This window comes from Arthrobacter sp. CJ23 (genome assembly GCF_024741795.1).
In the GTDB taxonomy this organism is placed as follows: Bacteria; Actinomycetota; Actinomycetes; order Actinomycetales; family Micrococcaceae; genus Arthrobacter.
This window is the reverse complement of sequence record NZ_CP102950.1, coordinates 891,652-915,008: the sequence shown is the minus strand read 5'-3', so window position 1 is coordinate 915,008 and position 23,357 is coordinate 891,652. Positions and strand designations below refer to the sequence as shown.

General features: G+C 64.9%; 24 protein-coding genes, 1 tRNA gene and 1 pseudogene. 14 read left to right on the top strand and 12 right to left on the bottom strand.

The genetic code is table 11. The features are described 5' to 3' along the window. From NVV90_RS04160 to NVV90_RS04140, 5 genes and pseudogenes are all read right to left on the bottom strand, one after another. Nucleotides 1-315 carry a hypothetical protein gene (locus NVV90_RS04160; RefSeq protein ID WP_258441264.1) on the bottom strand — a complete coding sequence of 105 codons (315 nt, stop codon included), beginning with the start codon at nt 313-315 and terminating at the stop codon, nt 1-3. Between the two features lie 67 nt (nt 316-382). Then, nucleotides 383-571 (bottom strand): annotated as a pseudogene (locus NVV90_RS04155) (hypothetical protein); the annotation flags it as partial. Between the two features lie 564 nt (nt 572-1,135). Next, on the bottom strand, nt 1,136-1,372 hold the full coding sequence (locus tag NVV90_RS04150) for a hypothetical protein (RefSeq protein WP_258439933.1): 237 nt from the start codon (nt 1,370-1,372) through the stop codon (nt 1,136-1,138). Nucleotides 1,373-1,748: 376 nt separating this feature from the next. Further along, complete coding sequence (locus tag NVV90_RS04145) at nt 1,749-2,960, bottom strand: MFS transporter (RefSeq protein WP_258439931.1); 1,212 nt, start codon at nt 2,958-2,960, stop codon at nt 1,749-1,751. Then, complete coding sequence (locus tag NVV90_RS04140) at nt 2,957-3,499, bottom strand: Chromate resistance protein ChrB (RefSeq protein WP_258439930.1); 543 nt, start codon at nt 3,497-3,499, stop codon at nt 2,957-2,959. Before NVV90_RS04140 ends, NVV90_RS04145 begins: the two co-directional genes overlap by 4 nt. 347 nt (nt 3,500-3,846) lie before the next feature. Here NVV90_RS04140 and NVV90_RS04135 point away from each other — a divergent pair, with 347 nt between their 5' ends. From NVV90_RS04135 to NVV90_RS04100, 8 genes are all read left to right on the top strand, one after another. Continuing rightward, nucleotides 3,847-4,131: a hypothetical protein gene (locus NVV90_RS04135; RefSeq protein ID WP_258439929.1), complete on the top strand. Its 285-nt coding sequence runs from the start codon at nt 3,847-3,849 to the stop codon at nt 4,129-4,131. A 172-nt stretch (nt 4,132-4,303) separates the two neighbouring features. After that, a complete protein-coding gene (locus NVV90_RS04130; RefSeq protein ID WP_258439928.1) occupies nt 4,304-4,798 on the top strand; it encodes an RNA polymerase sigma factor in 495 nt (164 codons plus the stop codon). Further along, nucleotides 4,795-5,643, top strand: coding sequence for a hypothetical protein (locus NVV90_RS04125; protein ID WP_258439927.1), 849 nt, complete (start codon nt 4,795-4,797; stop codon nt 5,641-5,643). Before NVV90_RS04130 ends, NVV90_RS04125 begins: the two co-directional genes overlap by 4 nt. A 309-nt stretch (nt 5,644-5,952) precedes the next feature. Next, nucleotides 5,953-6,276, top strand: a complete 324-nt coding sequence (locus NVV90_RS04120; RefSeq protein WP_258439926.1) for a hypothetical protein — start codon at nt 5,953-5,955, stop codon at nt 6,274-6,276. A gap of 69 nt (nt 6,277-6,345) precedes the next feature. Next, entirely contained in the window at nt 6,346-6,510 is a 165-nt protein-coding gene (locus tag NVV90_RS04115; RefSeq protein WP_258439925.1) for a hypothetical protein, read from the top strand. A gap of 2 nt (nt 6,511-6,512) precedes the next feature. Continuing rightward, entirely contained in the window at nt 6,513-7,055 is a 543-nt protein-coding gene (locus NVV90_RS04110) for a hypothetical protein (RefSeq protein WP_258439924.1), read from the top strand. A gap of 233 nt (nt 7,056-7,288) precedes the next feature. Next, the gene (locus tag NVV90_RS04105) at nt 7,289-8,314 is read left to right on the top strand and encodes an agmatine/peptidylarginine deiminase (RefSeq protein ID WP_258439923.1); all 1,026 of its coding nucleotides are present in this window, start codon (nt 7,289-7,291) and stop codon (nt 8,312-8,314) included. Between the two features lie 12 nt (nt 8,315-8,326). Beyond that, nucleotides 8,327-9,886 carry an APC family permease gene (locus NVV90_RS04100; RefSeq protein WP_258439922.1) on the top strand — a complete coding sequence of 520 codons (1,560 nt, stop codon included), beginning with the start codon at nt 8,327-8,329 and terminating at the stop codon, nt 9,884-9,886. 97 nt (nt 9,887-9,983) lie between these two features. Here the strand turns inward: NVV90_RS04100 and NVV90_RS04095 are convergent, their stop codons facing one another. The 6 genes from NVV90_RS04095 to NVV90_RS04070 form a co-directional block, all read right to left on the bottom strand. Then, on the bottom strand, nt 9,984-10,532 hold the full coding sequence (locus tag NVV90_RS04095) for a hypothetical protein (protein ID WP_258439921.1): 549 nt from the start codon (nt 10,530-10,532) through the stop codon (nt 9,984-9,986). Between the two features lie 298 nt (nt 10,533-10,830). Then, nucleotides 10,831-11,133, bottom strand: a complete 303-nt coding sequence (locus NVV90_RS04090; RefSeq protein ID WP_258439920.1) for a DUF4193 domain-containing protein — start codon at nt 11,131-11,133, stop codon at nt 10,831-10,833. Nucleotides 11,134-11,261: 128 nt separating this feature from the next. After that, nucleotides 11,262-11,465 carry a hypothetical protein gene (locus NVV90_RS04085; protein WP_258439919.1) on the bottom strand — a complete coding sequence of 68 codons (204 nt, stop codon included), beginning with the start codon at nt 11,463-11,465 and terminating at the stop codon, nt 11,262-11,264. 411 nt (nt 11,466-11,876) lie between these two features. Continuing rightward, complete coding sequence (locus NVV90_RS04080) at nt 11,877-12,851, bottom strand: proline dehydrogenase family protein (RefSeq protein WP_258439918.1); 975 nt, start codon at nt 12,849-12,851, stop codon at nt 11,877-11,879. A 362-nt stretch (nt 12,852-13,213) separates the two neighbouring features. Next, nucleotides 13,214-13,290, bottom strand: a tRNA-Thr gene (locus tag NVV90_RS04075). Between the two features lie 235 nt (nt 13,291-13,525). After that, nucleotides 13,526-14,404, bottom strand: a complete 879-nt coding sequence (locus tag NVV90_RS04070) for a DsbA family protein (RefSeq protein ID WP_258439917.1) — start codon at nt 14,402-14,404, stop codon at nt 13,526-13,528. 176 nt (nt 14,405-14,580) lie between these two features. On the opposite strand from NVV90_RS04070, the gene NVV90_RS04065 reads away from it, so the two are divergent. The 5 genes from NVV90_RS04065 to NVV90_RS04045 all read left to right on the top strand — a co-directional run bounded on the left by NVV90_RS04065 (nt 14,581) and on the right by NVV90_RS04045 (nt 21,302). Further along, nucleotides 14,581-16,083 (top strand): trehalose-6-phosphate synthase, encoded by a 1,503-nt coding sequence (locus NVV90_RS04065; RefSeq protein ID WP_309304092.1) that lies wholly within the window; start codon nt 14,581-14,583, stop codon nt 16,081-16,083. Next, nucleotides 16,073-16,876, top strand: a complete 804-nt coding sequence (gene otsB, locus NVV90_RS04060) for a trehalose-phosphatase (RefSeq protein WP_258439916.1) — start codon at nt 16,073-16,075, stop codon at nt 16,874-16,876. Before NVV90_RS04065 ends, otsB begins: the two co-directional genes overlap by 11 nt. A 193-nt stretch (nt 16,877-17,069) precedes the next feature. Continuing rightward, complete coding sequence (locus NVV90_RS04055) at nt 17,070-18,152, top strand: ABC transporter ATP-binding protein (RefSeq protein ID WP_258439915.1); 1,083 nt, start codon at nt 17,070-17,072, stop codon at nt 18,150-18,152. A 153-nt stretch (nt 18,153-18,305) separates the two neighbouring features. Beyond that, the gene (locus NVV90_RS04050) at nt 18,306-19,883 is read left to right on the top strand and encodes a beta-N-acetylhexosaminidase (RefSeq protein WP_258439914.1); all 1,578 of its coding nucleotides are present in this window, start codon (nt 18,306-18,308) and stop codon (nt 19,881-19,883) included. Between the two features lie 3 nt (nt 19,884-19,886). Then, nucleotides 19,887-21,302 carry a DUF4032 domain-containing protein gene (locus tag NVV90_RS04045; RefSeq protein WP_258439913.1) on the top strand — a complete coding sequence of 472 codons (1,416 nt, stop codon included), beginning with the start codon at nt 19,887-19,889 and terminating at the stop codon, nt 21,300-21,302. A gap of 56 nt (nt 21,303-21,358) precedes the next feature. Here NVV90_RS04045 and NVV90_RS04040 read toward each other — a convergent pair whose 3' ends face one another. Continuing rightward, entirely contained in the window at nt 21,359-22,042 is a 684-nt protein-coding gene (locus NVV90_RS04040) for a GntR family transcriptional regulator (RefSeq protein WP_258439912.1), read from the bottom strand. A 239-nt stretch (nt 22,043-22,281) separates the two neighbouring features. Here NVV90_RS04040 and NVV90_RS04035 point away from each other — a divergent pair, with 239 nt between their 5' ends. After that, nucleotides 22,282-23,343, top strand: coding sequence for an ABC transporter permease (locus NVV90_RS04035; protein WP_258439911.1), 1,062 nt, complete (start codon nt 22,282-22,284; stop codon nt 23,341-23,343). Nucleotides 23,344-23,357 lie beyond the last annotated feature (14 nt).

Below are 23,357 nucleotides of genomic sequence, written 5' to 3'. Positions count from 1 at the left end.
TCAAAATGTACATCGACACGTGTATTCAGGCAATTCTGTACAAACAAAAAAGTGAGATCTCGACTCTTTCATTGGGTGAAAGAGCCGAGATCTCACTTTTGGGGAGCATGGCTCGCCGTCCGGGGCCAGGGCGGGTGCGATGGCGTCCAGGATCTGGCTGGCCCGCGGGGTGAGCTCGGGCCGGTCCGGCAGGAAGAGCGCCTGCGATCCCACCAGTTTCACGGTCAGCCCGCGTTCCCCGATCTGGCACTGGACGTTGGCATCGAACTGGGCCGCCTTCAGCGCGGATTCCATCTGCCCGGTGAGGCGGTCCACCTCCTTCAGGGCCAGGTCGGTAGTTCGCGATCAGTTCAACGACGTCGGCGAGGCTCTCGCGCACGACGGATGCGGCGCCGTTGAGCGTCACCAGGTGCGTGTCCGGGCTTTCATGGATCCGTTCGTGACGTCCGGATGCACCGCGAAGCGGGTGCCGTTGAGGCGAGTGGCGTTGAGGCGGGTGGCGGGACTGTCCGAACCCGCACCTGAAGAACACGCTGTGAGACTTCGTGCTTCGTTGAACGGATCCATTCATCCTTTCTGAGGACGACGCCCAGAAAGTCGTCATGTCTCAAGTGGGCGCGTGCTGAACAACATCTGGTCGAATCCCTGGAACCATGTTTTCGTTGACTTATGGAAGTGCACCTGGGAGCCATGTGAAACGCCGTCCGGTTCCGAAGATTCATGGCCAGATCGTTGCTGTCGCGCTCTCGATGCTTGCGTCCTTGGTCCTGCTCCTGGTTCCGGTCTACGTAAAGGTAAGACTGACGAACGGCGGGCCAGGGCAGGTTAGCCATTCAACCCTGTTTGAGACAGTTGGGGCATCCGTCTTGGTGCCGCTACTCATTCCTGTGGCTCTGACCGCACTGCCCTTCCTGCTAAAGGGGAGGGCACGGATCTACCTGTCCGTTCCGACCACTGCTGCTCTCGCCGTGTTCGTAGTGATCGGCTCCGCAACCGTTGGTTGGTTCTATATACCCGCCCTGATCGCCGCCGTCGCTGGAGTCGCCCAAGGCAAGTCCAGCAGGCCGCCAGCCAGGCCCGCCAGTGGTTCCGCGTCTGCTGACCGCGGCCTCAGGATGCCCTGACGGCGGCGCCGTCAGGGAACCTCGGGCGCTTCGCCGTTCCCTACCGCCTCGATCCAGTCGACCGCCTCGTCCGAGAAATAGAACCCTGAGAGCCCGGTCTGACCAACCCACCAGGCATCGGAAGGAATCGGCCCGCCGACTTGGGTGATCTCCGTAACCACTTCCGGGGGAACCGCGTCGCCGTTGTTCTCGATCAGCCATTTCCGGGTGGACGGCTTCAGCTTCAGCCACCAGTGCTCGATACTCATGGCCGAAGTCTGCCATGTCTGCCGATCGAGAGGGAGTAGCTGCACGTTCTCGAGAATCGGGCCCACTAAGAGCGTGCTAAATCTTCGCCGGTAGGCATATGGAACCCATTAAGACCCCGGGCGGCCGTCCCCTCCGCAGGAGATGAATCCACCATGGAGTGCATTGCCTTCAACAAGGGAACGGCACGCGATGCGACTGTCCCGGGCACGCGTCCGAACGACTACGTGGTCGATGACGTCGGCGATTTCATCTACCACCAGTCCGCCATACCACCCACCGTTTCCTCGCCCCGGGTGCGGGCTCGATCTGTGACGTCGAGATCCGCCCCCGCAAGCGGAATCTACAGCTCTCGGGAGCCCAGCAACATCCTGCTTCCTAGGTCTCGGCTTGGCTGCGTCTTGCTCGGTTCCCAGTGACACGGGGCAGGCTGGCGGCAGCTACCAGCAGCGCGAGGGCTCCGAGGCCAAGGGGCAAGGCACTGACCGTGGCGATGCCTCCGACGAGAAGCGGGCCTCCGGCGTCGCCAAGTTCGCGGCCGAGTTCGGCCGAGCCCATGGTCCTTCCCATTCGTTCGGGCGGTGTGGTCTCGGCCAAGTGGGCAAAGCCCAAAGGCGTGGAGATGCCGATGCCCGCACCAATTGCTGCGGCCGAGATGAACAACGTAACCGGCCCCGGCACCAGGGCGATGAGGGCCACGCCGCTTGCCGTGAGCAGGAGCCCGGTGGTCATCCCGTGGCTGTCGCCGATGCGTTCCTGGTCGCGCAGCGCGCCAATCCGGGGTTGCACAAGCAGCGAGGCTATCGCCAGGACGCTTACCGTTGCCGTGCCTGCGACGGGGCCCATGCCATGTTGAGCCGCCAAGGCGGGAAGGAAGCCAATCGCCGAGCCCATCGCGGCCGTGGAAGCGGCGAGAACCAGTGTGGGGACCAGGAAACGCCGTTCCGTGACTTGTCGGGCCAAATCAATGACCGTGTACCGCTGGCGCGGGAGCGGATCCAGATGGGGGACGCAGATGAGGACCCACACGGCTGCAACTGCTGCCAACACGGAGAGCGCGGCAAAGAGCAGCGTGAAGCCTCCGGCGAGTATCAGGCCCGCGCCCAGCAGTGGCCCGATGACGTAGCCGAGGCTCTTCCAGGATCCGTACCGGCCGAAGTACGTGCCGGCCTTCTTTCCACCGGCCCTGCGTGCGACCATGGCCGACGCTGCCGGGGAAAAGGCTGATGCCGCGGCTCCTTGGCCGAGGCGTGCCAGTCCGAGCATGAGCGGATCGCTTCCCCACAGCCCGGGAAGTGAAAGAACGGCGAATGCCAGGAGGCCCCCGACAATGACGGGCTTGGTGCCGGTCCTGTCGCTGAGCGCGCCGAAGATGGGTTTGAGGAACACCTCTGAGATGTCATAGGCAGCCAGCAGCAGCCCCAGAGTATGCAAAGTCAGGCCGATGTTCTCGCTTTGGGCACCCATGCCTGCAGCAATGCTGTGGGCACCGAAAGCCGTCACGAAACCGGCTGCATACAAGGGCGCGGAGGAGGTCGCGGCGCCCAGCCGAGGTCCCAGCCGTGTGGGGCTCAGGGGCGAGGGGCTCATGAGTGGACTTCCCGGTAGACGAGCCCGGCGAACTCATCCAGCGCTGAGGTGCAGCGGACCAGCATTCCCTCGGCCTGTGTTGCACCGGCACTGCCGAAAACATCGCGGGCGCGGATGGTCCGCGACCATCGGCGGAGCCGGTCCAGGCTTTGCTCTTCCTCTTCGAGCTCGGCGAGCGTGAACTTCTGCTTGGCGATCTCCCGAGCGATTTCCTCGGTGAATTTCACGCAGTCAGCCAGGAATTCGCTCCATTCATCCTCCCGTGCCGCGTCAAAGAGCGCACGCAGCCGTGGGGCGTCGTCGTCACTGGCATGCGTCATCAGCAGGATCAACTCGCCCTTTCCCGTCTGGGCAAGATCACGGGCCTTGTTGGCCCCGTCCCGGCAGGCCGGTACGTCGGGGGCAACCCAGGTCCCTTGTCCGAGCGGGACGGCGCCGAAGCGCCGCAATTCCCGCCAGACGGCCACGCGATGACGGGATGGCGCCGCGGGAACCTGCACGATCATGACGAGCCAGGCGGAGTTCTCAGTAGGTGGCACAATCAAGATATGTAACAGCTGTTACATATCCACCTGGTGTCCTCGCGCATCATAGATCGCGGCCAGCACTCTGCCCTCGTCTTCTCCTGACAAAAGGGCTCGGGACGCCTATGCTTCGAGCAATTCGACATTGGGCGGGGGCCATGGAGATTCGCAGGATATTTGCCATCACCGCTGTTGTCCTGTTTCTCGGGATGACAGTGGCCTCGTGCGGCTCCAACCCCGGTGCGCCGGACCCGGTGCAGACTTCAAGACCAGCAAGTGAGTGTGCCCAGTTCGTTTCTGACGCCCCCTGTGGGAAATACACCAGCACAGCCGGATCCGATGACGGCGCCGCTATCCCCTGGGTGACCGCCGGCGAGGTTACGGCGAAACTTTCCAAAGTCAGCGGGGACACCCATCTGGTGGTCAGGATGCCGTGCGGTCCCCTTGATGCCGTCGTCACGATCAAAGGCAACACCATGCGCCTGACGGGGCAGCGGGCCCTCGGCGCTTCAGGCTGCACGGGACCAACGAGTGAGCAGCAGCGATGGGTCCTCGACTTCCTCGACGGAGCCGTGGAACTGGGCTACAGCAAGGACACCCTGATCTGGACGAACGGGAAGGACTCGCTTTCCTTCGTGGCCGGCTAGTCCGGCTTCTTTCGCAAATGATGGAACCTTTCCAGTGGTCCGGACACTATGGGGTATGGGCGGAAACCGGGACGGTTCAGACGAGGTGCTGTGGCAGCGAGTCGTGACCGGTGATGGCGAAGCCTTTGGTGCCGTCTTTGACCGCCATCGGGACCGCATTTTCCGTCACTGCGTGAAACTTGTCGGCTCTGCAGATGGGGCTGAAGACATCACAGCAATGGTCTTCTATGAGGCCTGGCGTCGGCGGGAGTATGTCCGCGTGGTCAACGACTCGATTGTTGCCTGGCTGCTGGTCACCGCCAACTACACCATCAAGAACGATCTGCGTGAGCGTCGGAGGTACAGGAACTTCCTGGACCGGCTGCCCCGGCCAGTCGATAGTCCGGACGTAGCCGACGCATTCATCGACGCCGCGGAGCAGGACAACGAGGCGGCAACCCTGCGGGAGGCGTTTGTACGGCTGCGCACGGCAGATCGCGACGTTCTGACCCTTTGCGTAGTCGAAGGCATGAGCATCAGGGACGCCGCCGCCGCCCTCGGGATCGTCGAAGGAACCGTGAAGTCCCGGCTTAACCGGGCCAAGACCAGGCTCGGACATCTATACAACGAAATTTCCAGTGACCAGGCGGTTGGGTCCCGGGTTATGCATGAACGGAGGACGGTATGAAGACCCATCAGTTTCAGTCCGAGCGGAGCGATGCGCTCCGCAAGCAGCTCGTGGAAATGCCATCCCAGCTGCAGCCGCGTAAGCCCCACCCTTCGCGGAGGGTGCTGCTGGCGATAGGGGCGGCCAGCGTCGGCGCCATCGTCCTATCCGGCGTACCCAAGTCTGCCGACCCAGCGACAAATCGTGGGTCGAATCAGCAGCTCAGGCCGGCTGAAACAGCGGTGCCCCATGATGCGTACGCCAGCATCCCGAGTGACGAAATCCAGCACGTCGGAACCGGCGCTGACTTTTTTGGGGCCGCGAGGGATGACTTTCTTTGGGACATGAAGGACCCGTATTACGGATACGACAGGGCTCCCATCGTGGCCCGCGTGCATATCGACTCCATCGACGGCGGACGGGTTTTCAGCCCGATCTATGAGCAATACGTATCCCCGCAGACCATTGGGAAAATGACGGTCCGTGAGGTCTACAAGGGTGACCTGGCGGCCGGTGGCCACGTGAACTATTCTCGGGGCGGCGGGATCATTACCTTCGAAGAGTTCTGGAACAGCCGGACCCAGCAGCAGAAAGACAAGGGCCTCGCCACGAATGGCGGCCAGCGGCCGATCGGGCCGAAGTACGTCCAAATGAAGCTCATGGACGATATCGACATCGAGGCCGGCAAAGAGTATGTCGTCTTGCTCAGTCCGCGGTCCTCCAAGGACGGAACGTTCCACGAATATTTCATCGACGGGATGCAGTTCGGGCTCAGGGAGGTGAAAGGCTCCGGTGCTGACACGATCGTGCTCAACAATGTGACCAAAACCTGGGAGAGCCTCGGAAGTCTTGTAAGGCTGCCTTAGCCCCAATGCAAACCAGAACGGATTGACTGGCGGAACAAGGCGTCGATAATCGCGGTGCTGTCCAGGCCGCTGGACAGCCCGTCAACTGACATTCCCACAGGAAGCTGCTTCTGCTGGTGGACCGGGCTTGCCGGCGGCCCGCTCCGTGGGCGCTCACGGCCACCTTCGCCCCGGCCCCCTATGACAACGAGCTCACAGCCTCTATTCTCTTGACATGAGCGTTGGGGTCGCATTTTGGCGTGCGGAACCCCGCCATCCTGAGCGGGACCGGCGGGGACACCCGGCCGAGGTGCCACGTGCGGGCCACGCATGAATCCCAAGGACATCCCGCCCCATGACAGCTACACGGCGTTCCTCGCGAGGCTGGACGCCGCCACGGCAAACCTGAGCAAACGGGCCGTGTCGCTCGACAAGGCGCTTGCGGCGGTTTCGTTGCTCCTGGGACCCTACGAATCAGCCGTGCGGACGTGGGAACGGCGGCGCGCCCAGGTCGGCATGGAGCTGGCCCGGCAATCTGGGAATCCACAGACTGCCGCCACGCTGAACGAGCTTCATGACATGGCTGTGAACATGGAATCCGCGCTCCGCGACCGCGCCCTTCGCGTCTCGGAAAAACTATCGGTCATGCAATGACGCCGCGACGCACTCGGCAGCTCCCTCCTGGAGCTTGAGATCAGCAGAGCCAAACTGAATTCGTCCCGCATGCTGTCACAAGACCGCGAAAACCTAAACCGGGCCTTCTCCGAACTTTCCGGCGCGGCCGGCGCCACCGTAACCATTGCCGATCTGGGCCTGGGCAGAGATCTCAAGGAAGCACGCGAGGCAGTCATCCTGGCTGAAGCGCTGATGGAAGTGAAGGGGCACTAGGCATGGAAAGTTCAGCGCGCGATCAGCCACTCAGGAACACCGTCACGCTGGTGCGCTGGTCAAGGAATCCGGGCAAAGACCCCATGATCAAGTTTGTCGTGTTCAGCATCCTTGGCCTGATTCTGGGCCTGATCTTGATGCTCTTCATGCCCGGCCTCAGGAATGCCGGTGCCGTTGCGTTGTTCACAGCCCTCTTCGCGGCCATTCTCACGATTCCCGCGGTCAACGGCCAGAGGAACGTCATGCGGGGACTGACCAAGAAGGTCAACGACACCATCCTTGAAGTGACCGGTTCCAGTGCTGACCAACTCTCGGTGAGGGATTTCCGGCAACGTGCCAAGAGCGGCGAACAGCTTCCGCTCCTCGTCAACGGTGTGCCGGGGTTGCATCTGCAGGTGAAACGGACTCCTTCGCTGGAGAACGATGCCCTCGAAAACTGGTTTGTGGTGTTCTCCGTCATCCCACCAAAGAACGGGACCGCCAGCTTTGACCGCTTGCTTGCCGCCGCACTTGACGCCCGCCCCGAGGCCGCCGGCAGCAGCTAATCCATGTGACTGGGCAAACCAGTACTCGGCGGCGCCTGAGTCGCTCCGCCCTCACCCAAATGAACTAAATTCATTTTTCCCTTGCTTCCCGGCACTTCTCCGTCCATACTAAATGAACGTCATTCATTTAGTGACTACCGTCTCACCGGAGAACTTGCCATCATGATTGAAGTTACCTGCCTCGGAGCCCCCGCTTCCCTGGCCCGCACCGAACCGTCCACCCACACACACGCATGAGCGACTGGCGCATGCCCGCCGAGACCGCTCCGCAGGAGCGCGTCTGGATGGCTTTCCCCACCGGCGGCTACACCCTGGGCGACACCCCCGAAGCGGCGCACGCCGCCCGTTCCACCTGGGCCGCCGTCGCGAACGCCGTGCTCGAATTCGAGCCGGTCACCGTCGTCGTACACCCCGACGACGTCGATACCGCCGCGCGGTACCTGGCCCCCGGCGTCGAGGTACTGACCGCTGAACTGAACGACGCCTGGATGCGGGACATCGGCCCCACCTTCGTGCTGGATGCGCACAAGCAGCTCGGTGCCGTGGACTGGATCTTCAACGGCTGGGGCGGACAGGACTGGGCGTCGTGGGACCAGGACTCGCTCATCGCGGCCGAAGTCTCCGGCCGCTCCGGCGCCCGGCACATCCCGTCCGGGATCGTCAACGAGGGCGGCGGCATCCAGGTTGACGGCGAAGGCACCGTGCTGGTCACCCAGACCGTGCAGCTGGATCCGGGCCGCAACCCGGGTCTCACCAGAGCTGACATCGAGCAGGAACTGGCCCGCACCATCGGCGCCACCCACGTGGTCTGGCTGCCCCGCGGCCTCACCCGGGACTCAGAGAAGTTCGGTACCCGCGGCCACGTGGACATCGTGGCGGCCATCCCCTCCCCCGGAACGCTGCTTGTCCACTCCCAGCAGAACCCGGACCACCCGGACTACGAGGTCTCCCGGGACATCATCGACTTCCTGCGCACCACGCAGGACGCCGCCGGCCGCGACTGGAACATCATCGAAGTCCCGGCCCCGGCAACCCTCCGCGACGAGGAGGGTTTTGTGGACTACAGCTACATCAACCACCTGGTGGTGAATGGCGGCGTCATCGCCTGCAGCTTCAACGACCCCATGGACGAGAAGGCCCTCCGCATTCTCGCCGATGCCTACCCCGGCCGCCGCGTGGTCAGTGTTGACGCGCGCGAACTGTTCGCCCGGGGCGGCGGAATCCACTGCATCACCCAGCAACAGCCAGCGGCCGTCTAGAAAGGGCCCACCATGAGCCAGACAATCAGCCAGGGCGGCAACGCAGCCGCCCTCAACAGCACCGCCGCCGGTGATCCGCACGGAGTCACCGGCAAGGGACTGAAGACGGGGCAGCTGGGGCTCCTCGCCGTCGTCGTTCTCGGCATTTCAACCATCGCACCGGCCTACACGCTGACCGGCGCGCTCGGCCCCACCGTCAACGCGGCCGGGCTGCAGCTGCCCGTCATCTTCCTCATCGGATTCATCCCGATGATCCTGGTGTCCCTCGCCTACCGCGAACTCAACGCCGATTCGCCGGACAGCGGCACCACGTTCACCTGGGTGACCAAGGCGTTCGGGCCGTGGGTGGGCTGGATGGGCGGCTGGGGGCTGCTCGCGGCCAACATCATCGTCCTGTCCAACCTGGCCGGCGTGGCGGTGGACTTCTTCTACCTGTTCCTGGCGCAGCTGACCGGCACACCGGAGCTGGCGGACCTTGCCGCCAACAAGCTGCTCAATGTGGCCACCTGCTTCGTGTTCGTGGCGCTGGCGGTGTGGATCAGCTACCGGGGCCTGCACACCACCAAGATCGTCCAGTACGGCCTGGTGGGCTTCCAGCTGCTGGTCCTGGGCCTGTTCGTGGCCATGGCCTTCGCCAACTGGTCCACGTCCGAGACCGCCATCCCGTTCAGCTGGGACTGGTTCGACGTCACCAAGATCGAGGCCTTCGGGCAGATCGCCGCCGGCATCTCCTTGTCGATCTTCGTGTACTGGGGCTGGGACGTCTGCCTGACGGTCAACGAGGAGACGGCCAACGGCAAGAAGACCGCCGGCCTCGCGGGCACGCTCACCGCCGTCGTCGTCCTGGGCATCTACCTGGTGGTCACCATCGCCACCATGATGTTCGCCGGCGTCGGGGATACCGGGATCGGCCTGAACAACGAGGAAAACAGCGCCAACGTCTTCACGGCACTGGCCTCCCCCGTCATGGGACCGTTCGCCATCCTGATGTCCCTGGCGGTGCTGTCCAGCTCGGCCGCCTCGCTGCAGTCGACCTTCACCTCGCCGTCGCGCAGCCTGCTGGCCATGGCGCACTACGGCGCCCTGCCCAAGCCGTTCGCCCACATGAGCAGGAAGTTCTCGACGCCGGGCTTCGCCACCGTGGCCGCGGGCGTGCTGTCCGCCGGGTTCTACGCCATCATGCACGTCATCAGCGAGAACGTCCTCAACGACACCATCCTGGCCCTCGGCCTGATGATCTGCTTCTACTACGGCCTGACCGCCATCGCCTGCGCCTGGTACTTCCGGGAGAGCGTATTCAGCAGTGTCCGCAACTTCGTCCTGCGGCTCCTGTGCCCGGTGCTGGGCGGCGTGGGCCTGTTCGTGGTGTTCCTGCAGACCGCCGTGGACAGCTGGGATCCGGAGTTCGGCAGCGGTTCGGAGATCGGCGGCGTGGGGCTGGTGTTCGTCTTGGGCATCGGGATCCTGGCCCTGGGCGCGGTGTTCATGGTGATCATGGCCCGGATCCGTCCCGGTTTCTTCCGCGGCGAGACGATCCGCCGGGACACCCCCGCGCTGGTGGTCCCGGAGTAGCCCTTACATCGAGAACGCTGAAAAGCGGTCCGTTCGCCGGAGACTTCCGGCGAACGGACCGCTTTCCCGCGTTCTGGCAGTTATTCGGCGAACCCAATTACCAGCGGTGGGCGACATCCACTACCAGCCGCGATCCGGTGCCGGGGCCGTCGAGCGTGAAGACCCGGAACGGAAGGCGAGCGCGGACGCCCAGGCCGATGCTGGTGTAGCCTTCAAAGCTGCCCGCGTAGGCCACCTGGCGGAAGGTCTGGTAACCGCTCACGTTGGACAGTTCGGCCTTGGCTGCCGGATTGTAGGTGACCTGGCCGTTCTGGTCGTACGACGGTGCAGTCACGGTGACCTGCAGGAACGCGCCGCCCAGAAGCGGGATCGGGAAGCCGGAACCGTCCTGGACCACCACGGGGACGTACTGGACCGAGTAGCCTTGGACCTTCCCCTGGAGATCAATGACCATCCGGTCGTAGCAAAGATGCTGCCCCGTCCTGACATTGGTGACATTGGCGGCGCTCATGGTCGGGTTGGCCTTCGCCAGGGAACCCCACACAATGCCGCAATATGACGTGGTTGCCGAGGCGGGCCCCGGAGCCACCAGTCCGAGTCCGGCAGCCATCAATACCGCTGCCAGCCACACGTGAATTCTTTTCATTTGGCCACCTCCTGGAGTGCTTGGATACCTCAAGCGTAGGAGCGTTCAAGGCCCTCTGGCGGGCTTGTGGCCGCTTCGGCGCCCAACCGTTAGTAGGCCTGTTCCGGGGTCACAGGAGCGTAATCGGCGGCTGGTTTTTCGCGGCTCCAGAAGGGTTTTTGAGGGCCTTCGGGACTGCGTTCGTGACCAAACATAACGACACCAAAGCGTGATTTTCGACGGAATGCACGCAAAAGCCCCGTCCGGCCTTTGGGGGGAACCTGACGGGGCTTTCCGCGTTACGGCGTTTTGGGAAATTCTAGCCTTCGCAGTCCTTGCAGAACTTGAGGCCGTTCTTTTCCAGGGCAATCTGGGACCGGTGACGGACCAGGAAGCAGGATGAACAGGTGAATTCATCGGACTGCTCCGGGACAACCACAACGGTCAGTTCTTCACCGGAGAGGTCGGCACCCGGGAGGTCAATGCCCTCCGCGGTGTCGTTCTCGTCGACGTCGATGACTGCGGTCTGGGCACCCGCACCGCGCGACGCCTGAAGGGCCTCGAGCGATTCAGCGGGAGACTCTTCTTCTGTCTTGCGGGGAGCATCGTAATCGGTAGCCATTGAGGGGTTCACTTTCGTTGCTGCATAGTGCCATTTCAGGCACCTCAGTGAAGCAGTTTAGGGCATATTACACGCAATAAACGAATAGTGTGCCCAACGCGACATTCTGCAGCCCAAACCTCGTTTCCTCAGGTGCCCGGCCTGGCCGATTCCTCGTGCCATTTGGCCGCCTGGGTGCTGGCGACCGTCACTCCGCTCAGGGCAGGAAGCCACCCGTAGCGGGTGGTTTCAAGGGCGCCTTCCGGGGTCCGGTCAACGCATTGGTGGAAGTAGGCAGCCTCGATCCAGGCGACGATTCCGGAGCCGATCCTGGCGGCAAGTGATGCGTTCATGCGGCCACGGTATCCGGCGCGAATTCGGGGGCGGTTTCCGGCGTGTCACAGGGGTGTTAATTGGTTCTGGCCGCCGCTTTGGTTCTGGCTGCCGCTTCAGATGTGCGTTGCAATGCCGGGCGCATCTACCCCAGCCAGGTGCAGGGCCCCGAAGACCGGATCCCGCCCGGCTGCAGCAGAGGCCTACTGGAGGCTCCATGCGGGCGCTATTGACGCCCACAAGTCGAGCCCAGCAGCGCTGCCGAACGACGAGACCGAGCCGTCTTCGATATCGGTCCACGCGGAGCCGGTGGGCTGCGTGGACATCGAGGAGGCTTCCCGGACTCATCGGCATGACATCCCAAAGCCGGCCCGCTCACGTCTGCTGCTGCTTCAGGTGGGGCTACTGCCCCTCTCTGTGCACACTCACGACTAAACTCCATCATCCGGAGGCGATTGGCGCCAGGATCCAAGGTCGACGATGGCATCGAAGACGCGGTCCGGTTGTTCGGCGATGCGGTTGAGGACATACAGCCACCATTCGCCGCCAAAGATTGAGTACTCACGCGTCGCGAAGCCTTCGGAGTGTAGACGGTCAAGGGTTTCGGTTCCGAGACCGAGGAGCATTTCGAACTCAATATGGCCGGCATGGTAAATCGCGGGGACTGCAGTGAAAAGCTTGTCGAGAAGTTCGGCGTCATGGGTCGCGATAGCGGCGCGATGACCGCTTTCGATCAGCGTGCGGGCCATCTCAAGGTAGGCCTCTTGTAGTTCAACGCTTCCTCTGGGATAGGCGATGTCCTCCGGTTCGAGGAAAGCGCCCTTCACAAGCCGAATGGGGCCAGGCAGCGCCAGGACCCGGTCAAGGTCGGCAGAGGTTCTGTGCAGGCGGGCCTGAATGGTGATGCCGACGTTGTCGTGGGCGTTCGCGAGCTCCTCGTAGATACCAAGCACGAGGTCAGTCCGGTCCGAACCCTCCGCTGAGATCATGAAGGTCATGCCAAGCGGCTCAAGCGCTGAAATGATACGCCGCGCGTTGCGAAGACCTTGTTCACGGTCAACTACTGCACCGATGTGGGAAAGGTCCGCCGAGACCGTGCAGGCCATGCCTGACTGTGCGAGCTCAGCGATGAGCCGCAGGAAAATGTCGGTCTCCGCGTTGGCAACTTCCGCGTCGCGAACACTCTCGCCCGCGTATTCTATGCTGACTGCATGTCCGCGCGCCATGCTTGCCCGGGCAGAATCGAGGACGTCTTCAATGGACTCGCCGCCGGAGTAGCGTTTAGCGACATGGGCGGCGAGTGAAGCCATGGAAGGCGAGCCCATCACGAGCTTCTTGAGGTTCTCGTCGAGCGCCCAGGCGCGCAAAACGTCTGCCGCGGCTTGGCGAGTCGGGGTTCCAGTCATCTTACGTCCCTTGGTCATGCGCAGAGTTCGTTGAAGTCGAACAATCCGCCATTGAGGTCGCCCGGGCCAGACATGGGCCGCACGGCCACCAACGTCCGCGCCAACGCAATCGCCACCGCAGTCCTGGGCCGCCGTCACGACCGTGAAGCCGCACTCCACACGTACTCGGCTCAGGATACAGAAGGGGACGTCCGGAGCGCTGAAGGTCAGGGACTCGCACACGTTCACTAACCAGGGCGAGACAACCAGCAATCCGACAGTAACCGCGGAACTGCAAAGGGCCTCCGCCCGCTGGCGGCGGCAAGCCGCAAGTGCAAAAGGCCCTGCGCTGCGAGACTAAAACCGCAGCTCAGGGCCTTGTGTGGAGCCCCCTGTCGGATTCGAACCGACGACCCCCGCTTTACAAGAGCGGTGCTCTGGCCAACTGAGCTAAGGAGGCACGCCCCGGCATACCGGAGCTGGCGTTCCGGCGGACCGGAACAGTGCGCGCGAGCGCTAGATAAGGGTAGCCCAGACCGTCCCCGGCACGGAAATTCGGCCTGCCGGGGACGGCGCACTTCGGCCCCGCACTGGCCCCGCGGACGCCCGACAAACGGGTTCGGGCCGCACTCGCTGCGTCGAAGCAGCGTGTACGGCCCGAACCCACGAGCGGAACCGGGAAAGACCCGCGGAAGCTATCCCTTGGCGTCGATGGCCGTCTGGATATCCGCGGCCAGGTCGGTGGTACCGGCCCACTGCTTGCCGTCGATGAAGACGGTGGGCGTGCCCGTGATGCCGATTGCCGCGGCTTCCTGGGTCGAGTACTTCACGTAGGGGCGGAACTGCTTGGTGTCGATGCAGGAGTCGATGCTGGCCGAGCCTGCATCGGTGGCCAGCTTCTTGAGGTCGTTGTCCGAGATGCCGGCACTGCCTTCGGCGGGCTGGCGTTCGAAGAGCAGGTTGAAGAAGTCGGCGTACTTCTCCGGAGAGGTGTTCACCACGCAGGCGGCCGCGTTGGCCGCACGGGAGGAGTAGTTGGTGCTGGACTGGTTGTCCAGGAAGCCGAGGGGACGGTATTCCACGGAGATCTTGCCCTCGTTGCGCAGCGTGGTCAGGGTCTCGCCGTAGGTGGTTTCAAAGCGCTTGCAGACGGGGCAGATGAAGTCGATGTAGGCCACCACCTTGACGGGCTTGCCCGCCTCGGCCTCGGCGCCGGGCGCCGTGACCGTGGCCGGCTTCGTCGCGGGAGCGGAAGGAACGTCGGCGAGCTTCACCGTGGTCGACTGGGTCTTCACCACTTCGGTGTTGGCCAGCAGCGTCACGCCGCCGTGCACATTGCCGTTGGCCGGCGTCGGGCCTTCATCCGCAACCGGTGCGCTCTGCTGCAGGCTGGTGGTGACCACCAGTGCCACTACGGCGATGATGGCCACCACGGCCACCACAATGCCCCAGGCGATGAGCAGTTTGTTGCGCTTGTCCTTTTTCAGCTGCGCTTCGCGGATCTCGCGGGCCCGTTCACGGGCCTGGGCGGTGCGTTCGGCCTTGGACAGGCGTGGTTCGTTAGCGGGGCTCATCAGTTCCTCGGGTCATTCGACGTCGTAATAGTGGCTATGGCAACGGGGCCAGTTTACGGGAGCGTTCTGTGGCCCGGCTGCGGGCCCTGCCATCCCGCCTGAGAAACGAGCAAGTGGCGCCGATGATTCCCGCCGGTAGGGTGGGATATGAGTCACAGCAACCCCAGGGAGCAGTAATGCAGGAACCGGCAAGCGGCAAACTCAAGACAAACGACGGCGTCAGGGCCGCTCCGGCAAGGCGCCCGGCGGGGACGAAATTCGACTTCATGGTGGTCTCGAACAGGCTTCCCGTTGACCGCTTCACCAGCGATGGCACGGACGACGGCGGTTCAGGTTGGCGCCGCTCCCCCGGCGGGCTCGTCGCGGCGCTCGCTCCCCTCATGGGCAAGTCCGAGGGCGCGTGGGTGGGCTGGCATGGCGCCCCGGATGAGACGGTCCGTCCGTTCAGCCACGAGGGCATGGACCTTGTCCCGGTGCAGCTGAGCGCCGACGATGTTGAGCTGTATTACGAAGGCTTTTCGAATGCCACCTTGTGGCCCCTGTACCACGATGTGATTGCCCCGCCGGAGTTCCACCGGACCTGGTGGGACTCCTACCGCAGGGTCAACCGGAAGTTCGCCGAGGCGGTGGCACGCCATGCAGCCGAGGGCGCCACCATCTGGGTGCAGGACTACCAGCTGCAGCTGGTTCCGCGCCTGCTCCGCGAGTCCCGGCCGGACCTGAAGATCGGCTTCTTCAACCACATCCCGTTCCCGCCGCCGGAGATCTTCGCGCAGCTGCCATGGCGCAAGGAGATCATCGACGGCCTGCTGGGCGCGGACCTGCTCGGCTTCCAGCGGCCCAGCGACGCCGGCAACTTCATGCGTTCGGCCCGCCGCTTCCTGGGGGCCAGCGTCAAGCAGCAGCAAGTACACGTCAAGGGTCCCGACGGCGCCATCACGCACATCGCCCGGGCCCAGGCCTTCCCGATTTCCATCGCCGTGGACCAGATCAGCGATCTCGCCAAGAGCCCGGCGATCATCGAGCGTGCGCGCCGGATCCGCGAAGACCTGGGCAACCCGAAGACCATCCTGCTCGGCGTGGACCGGCTCGACTACACCAAGGGCATCCGGCACCGGCTCAAGGCCTACGAGGAGCTGCTGGCCGAGGGCCATATCAAGGTGGAGGACGCCACGCTGATCCAGGTGGCGAGCCCCAGCCGCGAGCGCGTGGAGCAGTACCGGCTGCTGCGTGAGGAAATCGAAGGCACCGTGGGCCACATCAACGGCACCTACGACACCATCCAGAACACAGCCGTCCGCTACCTGCACCACAGCTACCCGGCAGAGGAAATGGTGGCCTTGTACCTCGCCGCGGACGTCATGCTGGTCACCGCATTGCGCGACGGCATGAACCTGGTGGCCAAGGAGTACGTCACCGCACGCACCGAGGACACCGGCGCCTTGATACTCAGTGAGTTCGCCGGCGCCGCGGACCAGCTCAAGCAGGCACTGCTGATCAACCCGCATGACATCGACGGCATGAAGAACGCCATCATGCGGGCGGTCAACCTGCCGGCCCGCGAAGCCCACCGCCGGATGAAGGGCATGCGCAAGCAGATCCTCACGCACGACGTCGACCATTGGTCCGCCGATTTCCTTGCGGCCCTGAAAGAGAAGGTAGTGCGCGATGACACCTGAGCAGACCCCCCTGAGCCTGTCACCGGAACTGCTGGACGCCGTCCGCCGCATCGCCGGGACCGAACACCTGCTGGTGGCCCTGGACTTCGACGGCACCCTCTCCCCGATCGTGGACCACGCCGACGACGCACGCCCGCTGCCGCGTTCGGCGGCCGCGCTGGGCAGCATCGCGGAACTGCCGCGCACGACGACGGCGCTGATCTCCGGCCGCGCACTGGCCAGTCTGCGGGAGGTCGCTTCGCCCCCTGCCGCGACGCTGCTGGTCGGCAGCCACGGCGCCGAGGTCTGGCTGGGCGAGGGCTCCCTCGGCCTGGAGCTGGACAGTGCCCAGCGGCAGCTGCTGGAGGAGGTGCGCGGCGTGCTTGCCGAGATCGTGGAGGAAGCCCCCGGTACGTGGCTCGAGGACAAGCCCGCCGGCGTAGTGCTGCACACGCGGCTGGCGGACGACGACGTCGCGGAGGACGCCGTCGAGGCCGCCGCACGGGTCCTGCGGGACCGCCCCGGCGTGTACCTCAAGACCGGCAAGCGGGTCCTGGAAACGTCCGTGGTCCATGCGTCCAAGGGCGAGGCCGTGGAGTTCCTGCGGCAGGCCACCGGGGCCACGGCGGTGCTGTTTGCCGGCGACGACGTCACGGACGAGGACGCCCTGGGCCGGCTGCTGCGTGGGGACGTCGGTGTGAAGGTGGGGCTGGACTTCACCCAAGGGGAGTTCCGCGTGGAAGCCCCGGTCCATGTGGCCGAACTGCTCGAGGCGCTGCTGCGCGAGCGTCGCCGTGTTACCGCCAGCAAGTGAGCAAAAATGTGAGATCCGTAACATTTGCGTGACTATGCAAAAAGTCTGACATACTCTCTGTGTGATGTGGCGCACAGAAACCGTGCGGCGTCACGCGATGCTCCCCGGCCTCGGCCGGGGAGTCAACTGAATACAAAGAACCATTCACTACGGATCGTCCGGCACGTACCTGCCGGTGAAGGGATTGATAACTGTGGCTACAGTTACTTTTGATAACGCTACGCGTCTGTACCCGGGCACAGATAAGCCCGCCGTCGATAAGCTCAACATCGACATCGCCGATGGCGAATTCCTGGTCCTCGTTGGACCCTCCGGTTGCGGTAAGTCCACCTCCCTGCGCATGCTCGCAGGTCTTGAGGATGTGAACGCCGGCCGTATCCTGATCGGTGACCGTGACGTCACGGATGTTCCGCCGAAGGACCGCGACATCGCCATGGTCTTCCAGAACTACGCCCTGTACCCGCACATGACTGTTGCGGACAACATGGGCTTCGCACTGAAGATCGCCGGCGTCTCCAAGGAAGAGCGCGCCGAGCGTGTCCGCGAAGCCGCCAAGCTCCTGGACCTTGAGCAGTACCTGGACCGCAAGCCGAAGGCACTCTCCGGCGGCCAGCGCCAGCGTGTTGCCATGGGCCGCGCAATCGTCCGTAACCCGCAGGTCTTCCTCATGGATGAGCCGCTGTCCAACCTGGACGCCAAGCTCCGTGTCCAGACCCGCACCCAGATCGCATCCCTGACCCGCCGACTGGGCGTCACCACCGTCTACGTGACCCACGACCAGGTCGAGGCCATGACCATGGGTGACCGCGTTGCAGTGCTCAAGGACGGTCTGCTCCAGCAGGTCGACACCCCGCGCAACCTGTACGACCGCCCGCAGAACGTCTTCGTGGCCGGCTTCATCGGCTCCCCCGCCATGAACCTGCTGGAACTGCCCGTCGTCGACGGCGGCGTCCAGTTCGGTGGCGCGGTGTACCCGGTTCCGAGCGATGTCCTCGAAGAGGCCCACGGCCGCACCGTCACGGTCGGTTCCCGTCCGGAAGACCTCGAGACTGTTGCTCCGGGCGAAGGCCTGCAGGTTGAGGTGGATGTCGTCGAAGAGCTCGGCGCCGACGCCTACGTCTACGGCCACACCATCCTGGACGGCAAGAGCCACGACATCGTGGCCCGCGTCGACGGCCGCCGCCCCCCGATGAAGGGCGAGTCCATCCACGTGCGTCCGCAGTCCGGCCACGTGCACCTGTTCGACACCAAGACGGGCCTGCGCCTGGGCGACTGATCCCCACCGGCCCCCTAGCCTCGCTCCGTTTCGGCCAGGGAACCCTGCCGGCGTGGGCCCAGCCACCGGCCAAGCCGCACCGCACTAACGACGCGGCCCGACCCCTCCAGGTCGGGCCGCTCTCGCGTTAACCTTTCTCGCAGAAAGTACGGCATGAATTCGACGGAAGACCTGATCCCCCGGCCGCAGCATGTTGCCACCACCGACGGCGCGGCGTTCACGCTCCACGCCTCTGCCCGCATCGCGGCCTCCGGGGCTGCCCAGGCCGTTGCGGGCCAGCTCGCCGCATTGCTGCGCCGGGCCACGGGCCGTGCCCTGCCGCTCGTCGCCGAGCCTGTGCCCGGTGACATCGCCCTGGAACTTGCGGAAGCGCCCGACGGCGGTCCCGAGGCCTACGCCTTGTCCGTCACCGCTGAATCGGTCCGCCTCACGGCGACGGACCCCGCCGGCCTGTTCAACGCCGTCCAGACCCTCCGGCAGCTGTTCCCGGCGGCCGTTGAGAGCGCCGACGCGAGCGCGCCCGCCTGGACGCTTCCCGCCGTCGAGATCTCCGACGCGCCGCGCCTCCCCTACCGCGGCCTGATGCTGGACGTCGCGCGCAGCTTCTTCACCGTGGCGGAGGTCAAGCAGCAGGTCGACACCATGAGCCAGTTCAAGCTCAACGCCCTGCACCTGCACCTCACGGATGACCAGGCGTGGCGCATCGAGATCCACAACCCGGCGGAGAACCCGTCCGGGCTGGACTACAGCCGGCTCACGGGCATCGGCGGGCAGGGCGCGGTGGACCACCCCGGAGTCGGGCTCACCCCGGGCCGCACAGGTTTCTACACGCAGCAGGACTTCCGGGAGATCGTGGACCACGCGGCCGCCAGGAACGTGCTCATCGTCCCGGAGATCGACCTCCCCGGGCACGTCAACGCCGCCCTCGCCGCTCTCCCGCAGCTGAACCCGGACGGCAAGCCCAAGCCCATGAACACCAGCGGCGACGTGGGCTACTCCACCCTGGATGCCGCCAACCCCATCACCTACGAGTTCGTCCGAGAAGTCCTGGGCCAGCTCGCCGCCATCACCCCGGGCCCCTACCTGCACATCGGCGGCGACGAGGCCCTCGTGACCGGCCACGACAACTACGTTGCGATGGTGCGCGAGTTTGCCGCCATTGCCGCCGGGCTGGGCAAGACCGTGGCCGGCTGGAACGAATACGCCGACGTCGAGCTCCCGCGCGGCGCGGTGGTCCAGTACTGGCACGGCGAGCTCGCCCCCGCGATGCGCCAGGCCACGGAGAACGGCGCCCGGATCCTGATGTCCCCGGCGGCGAACACGTATCTGGACCAGAAGTACGATTCCGCCAGCCCCATCGGCCTCGAATGGGTGGAGGGCGGCCCGTTCACCTGGGCCGAGTACTACGCCTGGGACCCCGCCCAAGGCGGCATCGTCGACGAGCAGCTGCTCGGCGTCGAAGGCCCCTTGTGGACCGAGACCGTGCGCGGCAACCACCAGGCCGCCTGGCTGACGTACCCGCGGGCCATTTCCCTCGCCGAAGTGGGCTGGTCACGCCAGGAAGACCGCGAGCTCCAGGACTTCCGACGCCGGCTGGGAACCTTCGGCGAGCGCCTCGCCCGGCAGGGTGTCACCTTCCAGGCGGCGCCCGACGTCGACTGGTCCGCCCAGCCCGCACCCGCCTTTTCGGCGGAGGCCGTGCCCGCCGACCCCCAAGTACGGAAGAATTGAGCCATGAGCGAGCAAAACGGTGCCCAGTGGCATGACGAACCAACCGACTACGGGCAGATCGGCAAGCTTCCCCGCACCGAGGCCGCGAGCGCCAAGGACGATGCGCCCGATGCGTCCGTCATGGGTTCCCTGAACATCACGGCCGCGGCCACGGACCCGGAACTGCTGTTCCTCCCGTGGCACATCGCCCTGGAGGACTGGCCGGCCGAGAACCTGGCGGCGCTCCCCCGCGGCATCTCCCGGCACATCGTGCGCTTCGCCCATCTGGGCGGCTCGGTGATCGCCATCAAGGAGACCTCGGAGCACGTGGCCCGGCATGAGTACCACATGCTGCGCAAGCTGGCCCGGCTGGATGTGCCGTGCGTGGAGCCCGTGGCTGTCATCACGGGCCGCACCACGCCGGACGGCAGCCCGCTCAACCCGGTGCTGGTCACCCGGCACCTGAAGTTCTCCATGCCCTACCGTGCCCTGTTCTCCCAGATGCTGCGCAAGGACACCCTGACCCGCCTGATCGACGCCCAGGCGCTGCTCCTGGTCCGGCTGCACCTGATCGGCTTCTACTGGGGAGACGTGTCCCTGTCCAACACGCTGTTCCGCCGCGATGCCGGTGCGTTCGCCGCGTACCTGGTGGATGCCGAGACCGGCGAGCTTTACCCGGACCTCTCCACGGGCCAGCGCGAATACGATCTGGAGATCGCCCGGGTCAACATCGCCGGGGAGCTCATGGACCTGCTCGAGGGCGGGCTGATCGAGGAAAAGGTGGACCCGGTTGCCACCAGCGAGCTCATCATGGGCAGCTACCGGCGGCTGTGGACGGAACTGACGGAGAAGGAGTCCTTCGAGTTCGGCGAGCGCTGGCGGGTGGGCGCCCGCATCCGGCGGCTCAACGAACTGGGCTTCGACGTCGAGGAATACGCCATCAAGACCACGGCGGACGGCTCCACCATCCAGCTGCAGCCCAAGGTGGTGGATGCGGGACACCACCAGCGGCGCCTCCTCCGGCTCACCGGCCTGGACGCCCAGGAAAACCAGGCCCGCCGCCTGCTCAACGACATGGACTCGTTCCGTGCCGACAACAACCCGGACCTTGACGAGGAGATCAGCGCCCACGCCTGGGTCAGCCAGATCTTCGAACCGATTGTCCGGTCCATCCCGCGGCACCTGGCCGGAAAGCTGGAACCGGCCGAGGTGGTGCACGAAGTCCTGGAGCACCGCTGGTACATGAGCCAGAAGCAGGACCGGCACATCCCGCTGGCGGAGGCCGTGCAGTCCTACCTCGACACCGTGCTGCAGCACCGCCGTGACGAGGCCGCCATCATGCTGAACCCGGACACGGAACTCCTCAAGATCCTCGAAATCGAGGTGGAGGAATCCTCCCGCTACGACGAGGTGGACGACTACCCCGACGCGGACGACTGACGTTCGCTGACCGATTCCCGACGGCGGCACTCACGCGAGTGCCGCCGTCGGGCGTTTCAAGGTTCCAGCGTTTCCGCGAGGCCGGCGAGCACGGGCTCGCGGCCCAGCTCGATGTGTGAGTAGGCCAGCGAATAGGCCAGCTCCGGCCTGCCCTTGAGGATCGCGTCGCAGAGGGCGGTGTGTTCGTCGCGCTGGAGCTCGTTGCTGCGGTTGTGGGCAAGGCCGAAGATCCAGCGCATGCGGCCAAAGAGCGGCTTCACGGATTCGATGAGCAGCCGGTTGCCGGACATGCGGACGATCTCTGCGTGGAGTTCGGCGCTCAAGCGGACCACGTCGTCCGGACGGTTTTCGTCGATGGCGGTCCGGGACTCGTCCAGCAACTCCTGCAGGCGCCCGCCGGAGTGGCCTTCTGCGACGCGGGCGGCAGCCATTCTGGCGGCAAAGGCCTCGAGGCAGAGCCGGACGTCGAAAAGCTCATTGACGTCCGTGAGCGTGAGCTGGCGGACCACCGCTCCCCTGCGCGGGAACGTCTCCACGAAGCCGTCCTGCTCGAGGCGCTGGATGGCTTCGCGGACCGGGATCCTGGAGACGTCGTACATCTCGGACAGCTCACGTTCGCGCAGGCGTCCGCCCCGTTGGAAGGTGCCGGTCACGATCCCTTCGAGCACCAACTGGTAGACGTGCTCGGCCCGGGCCTCGTCGTCACGGGCCTTCGCTGGCTCCGGCATCGATTCTGCCACTGTTCCACTCCATTCAGGCTAAGGCCGGCGGCGTCCCGTGGACGCCGCCGGTCAGCGTTCCACCCGAGCATACACGGGCGGAAAGGGCTCATCGGAGTCCAGGAACAGGGCGTCGCGGGACGCTTACGCTGATTCGCGTCTGGTATTCCAAATAATACAATATTTGTGATTTACATCGCACCAAACGTGCTCTAGTCTTTTTTGGTATACAAAACGTTCCGGAGCCATCTCCTTGGATCATGAATCGAGCACAACCGTTGACCCAGCTAAAGTCCGCCGAGCCGAATACCGGCAGTCCGCCGCCGGACGAACCCGAAAAGATGCCCGCCAGGCCCGCATCCGCTGCCCCGGCCGAGGCGCGTTCCCTGCTCGCCACGGCGTGGCTGCGGATCCGCCGGAGCAAGGTCGCCCTGCTCAGCCTGTTCGTGGTGGTGGCCATCATGCTGTTCGCCATCCTCGCCCCGTGGCTCAGCGCCCTGTCCGGCAACGACCCCTACACGTCCAACACCAGCCCGGACGTCCTGGATGATTTCCAGACGCCGGGGCTGCCCCTCCCGGGCTTCATGTACCCTTCGGCCCAGCACTGGCTCGGCGTCGAACCCGGCCTGGGCCGCGACCTGTTCGCCCGGCTTGCCCACGGCGGCCAGATCTCGCTGACCATTGCCCTGCTGTCCACCCTTGTTTCCGTGGTCCTGGGCACGGTGCTGGGCGCGGCGGCCGGCTACTTCGGCGGCAAGACCGACGCCATCATCAGCCGGATCATGGACTTGTTCCTCGCGTTCCCGCACCTGCTCCTGGTGCTGTCCCTCACCCCGATCCTGCAGTCCCGCCTCCGCGGCACGCCGCTGGGCGAGGGAAGCTTCCTGCCGATGGCATCGCTCGTGATCATCCTGGGCTTCTTCGGCTGGGCCTACCTGGCCCGGATTGTCCGCGGCCAGGTCCTGAGCCTGCGCGAGCGCGAATTCGTTGAAGCAGCACGCTCGTTCGGAGCCTCGCACCTGAGCGTGCTGTTCCGCCAGATCATCCCCAACGTCATGGGCGTGGTCCTGGTGTACGCCACCATGCTCATCCCCACAAACATCTCCGCCGAGGCCGCGCTGTCATTCCTCGGCGTCGGCGTCAAGGACCCCACACCGTCGTGGGGCCAGATGCTCAATGCCGCACAGTCCGGCAACTGGTACCTCAGCGATCCCTGGTTCCTGGCCGTGCCCGGCATCATGCTCGTGGTCACCGTCCTGGCCTTCAACCTGCTCGGCGACGCCGTGCGGGACGCCCTGGACCCCAAGGCCTCACGCCACTAGATCCCCACCGCACG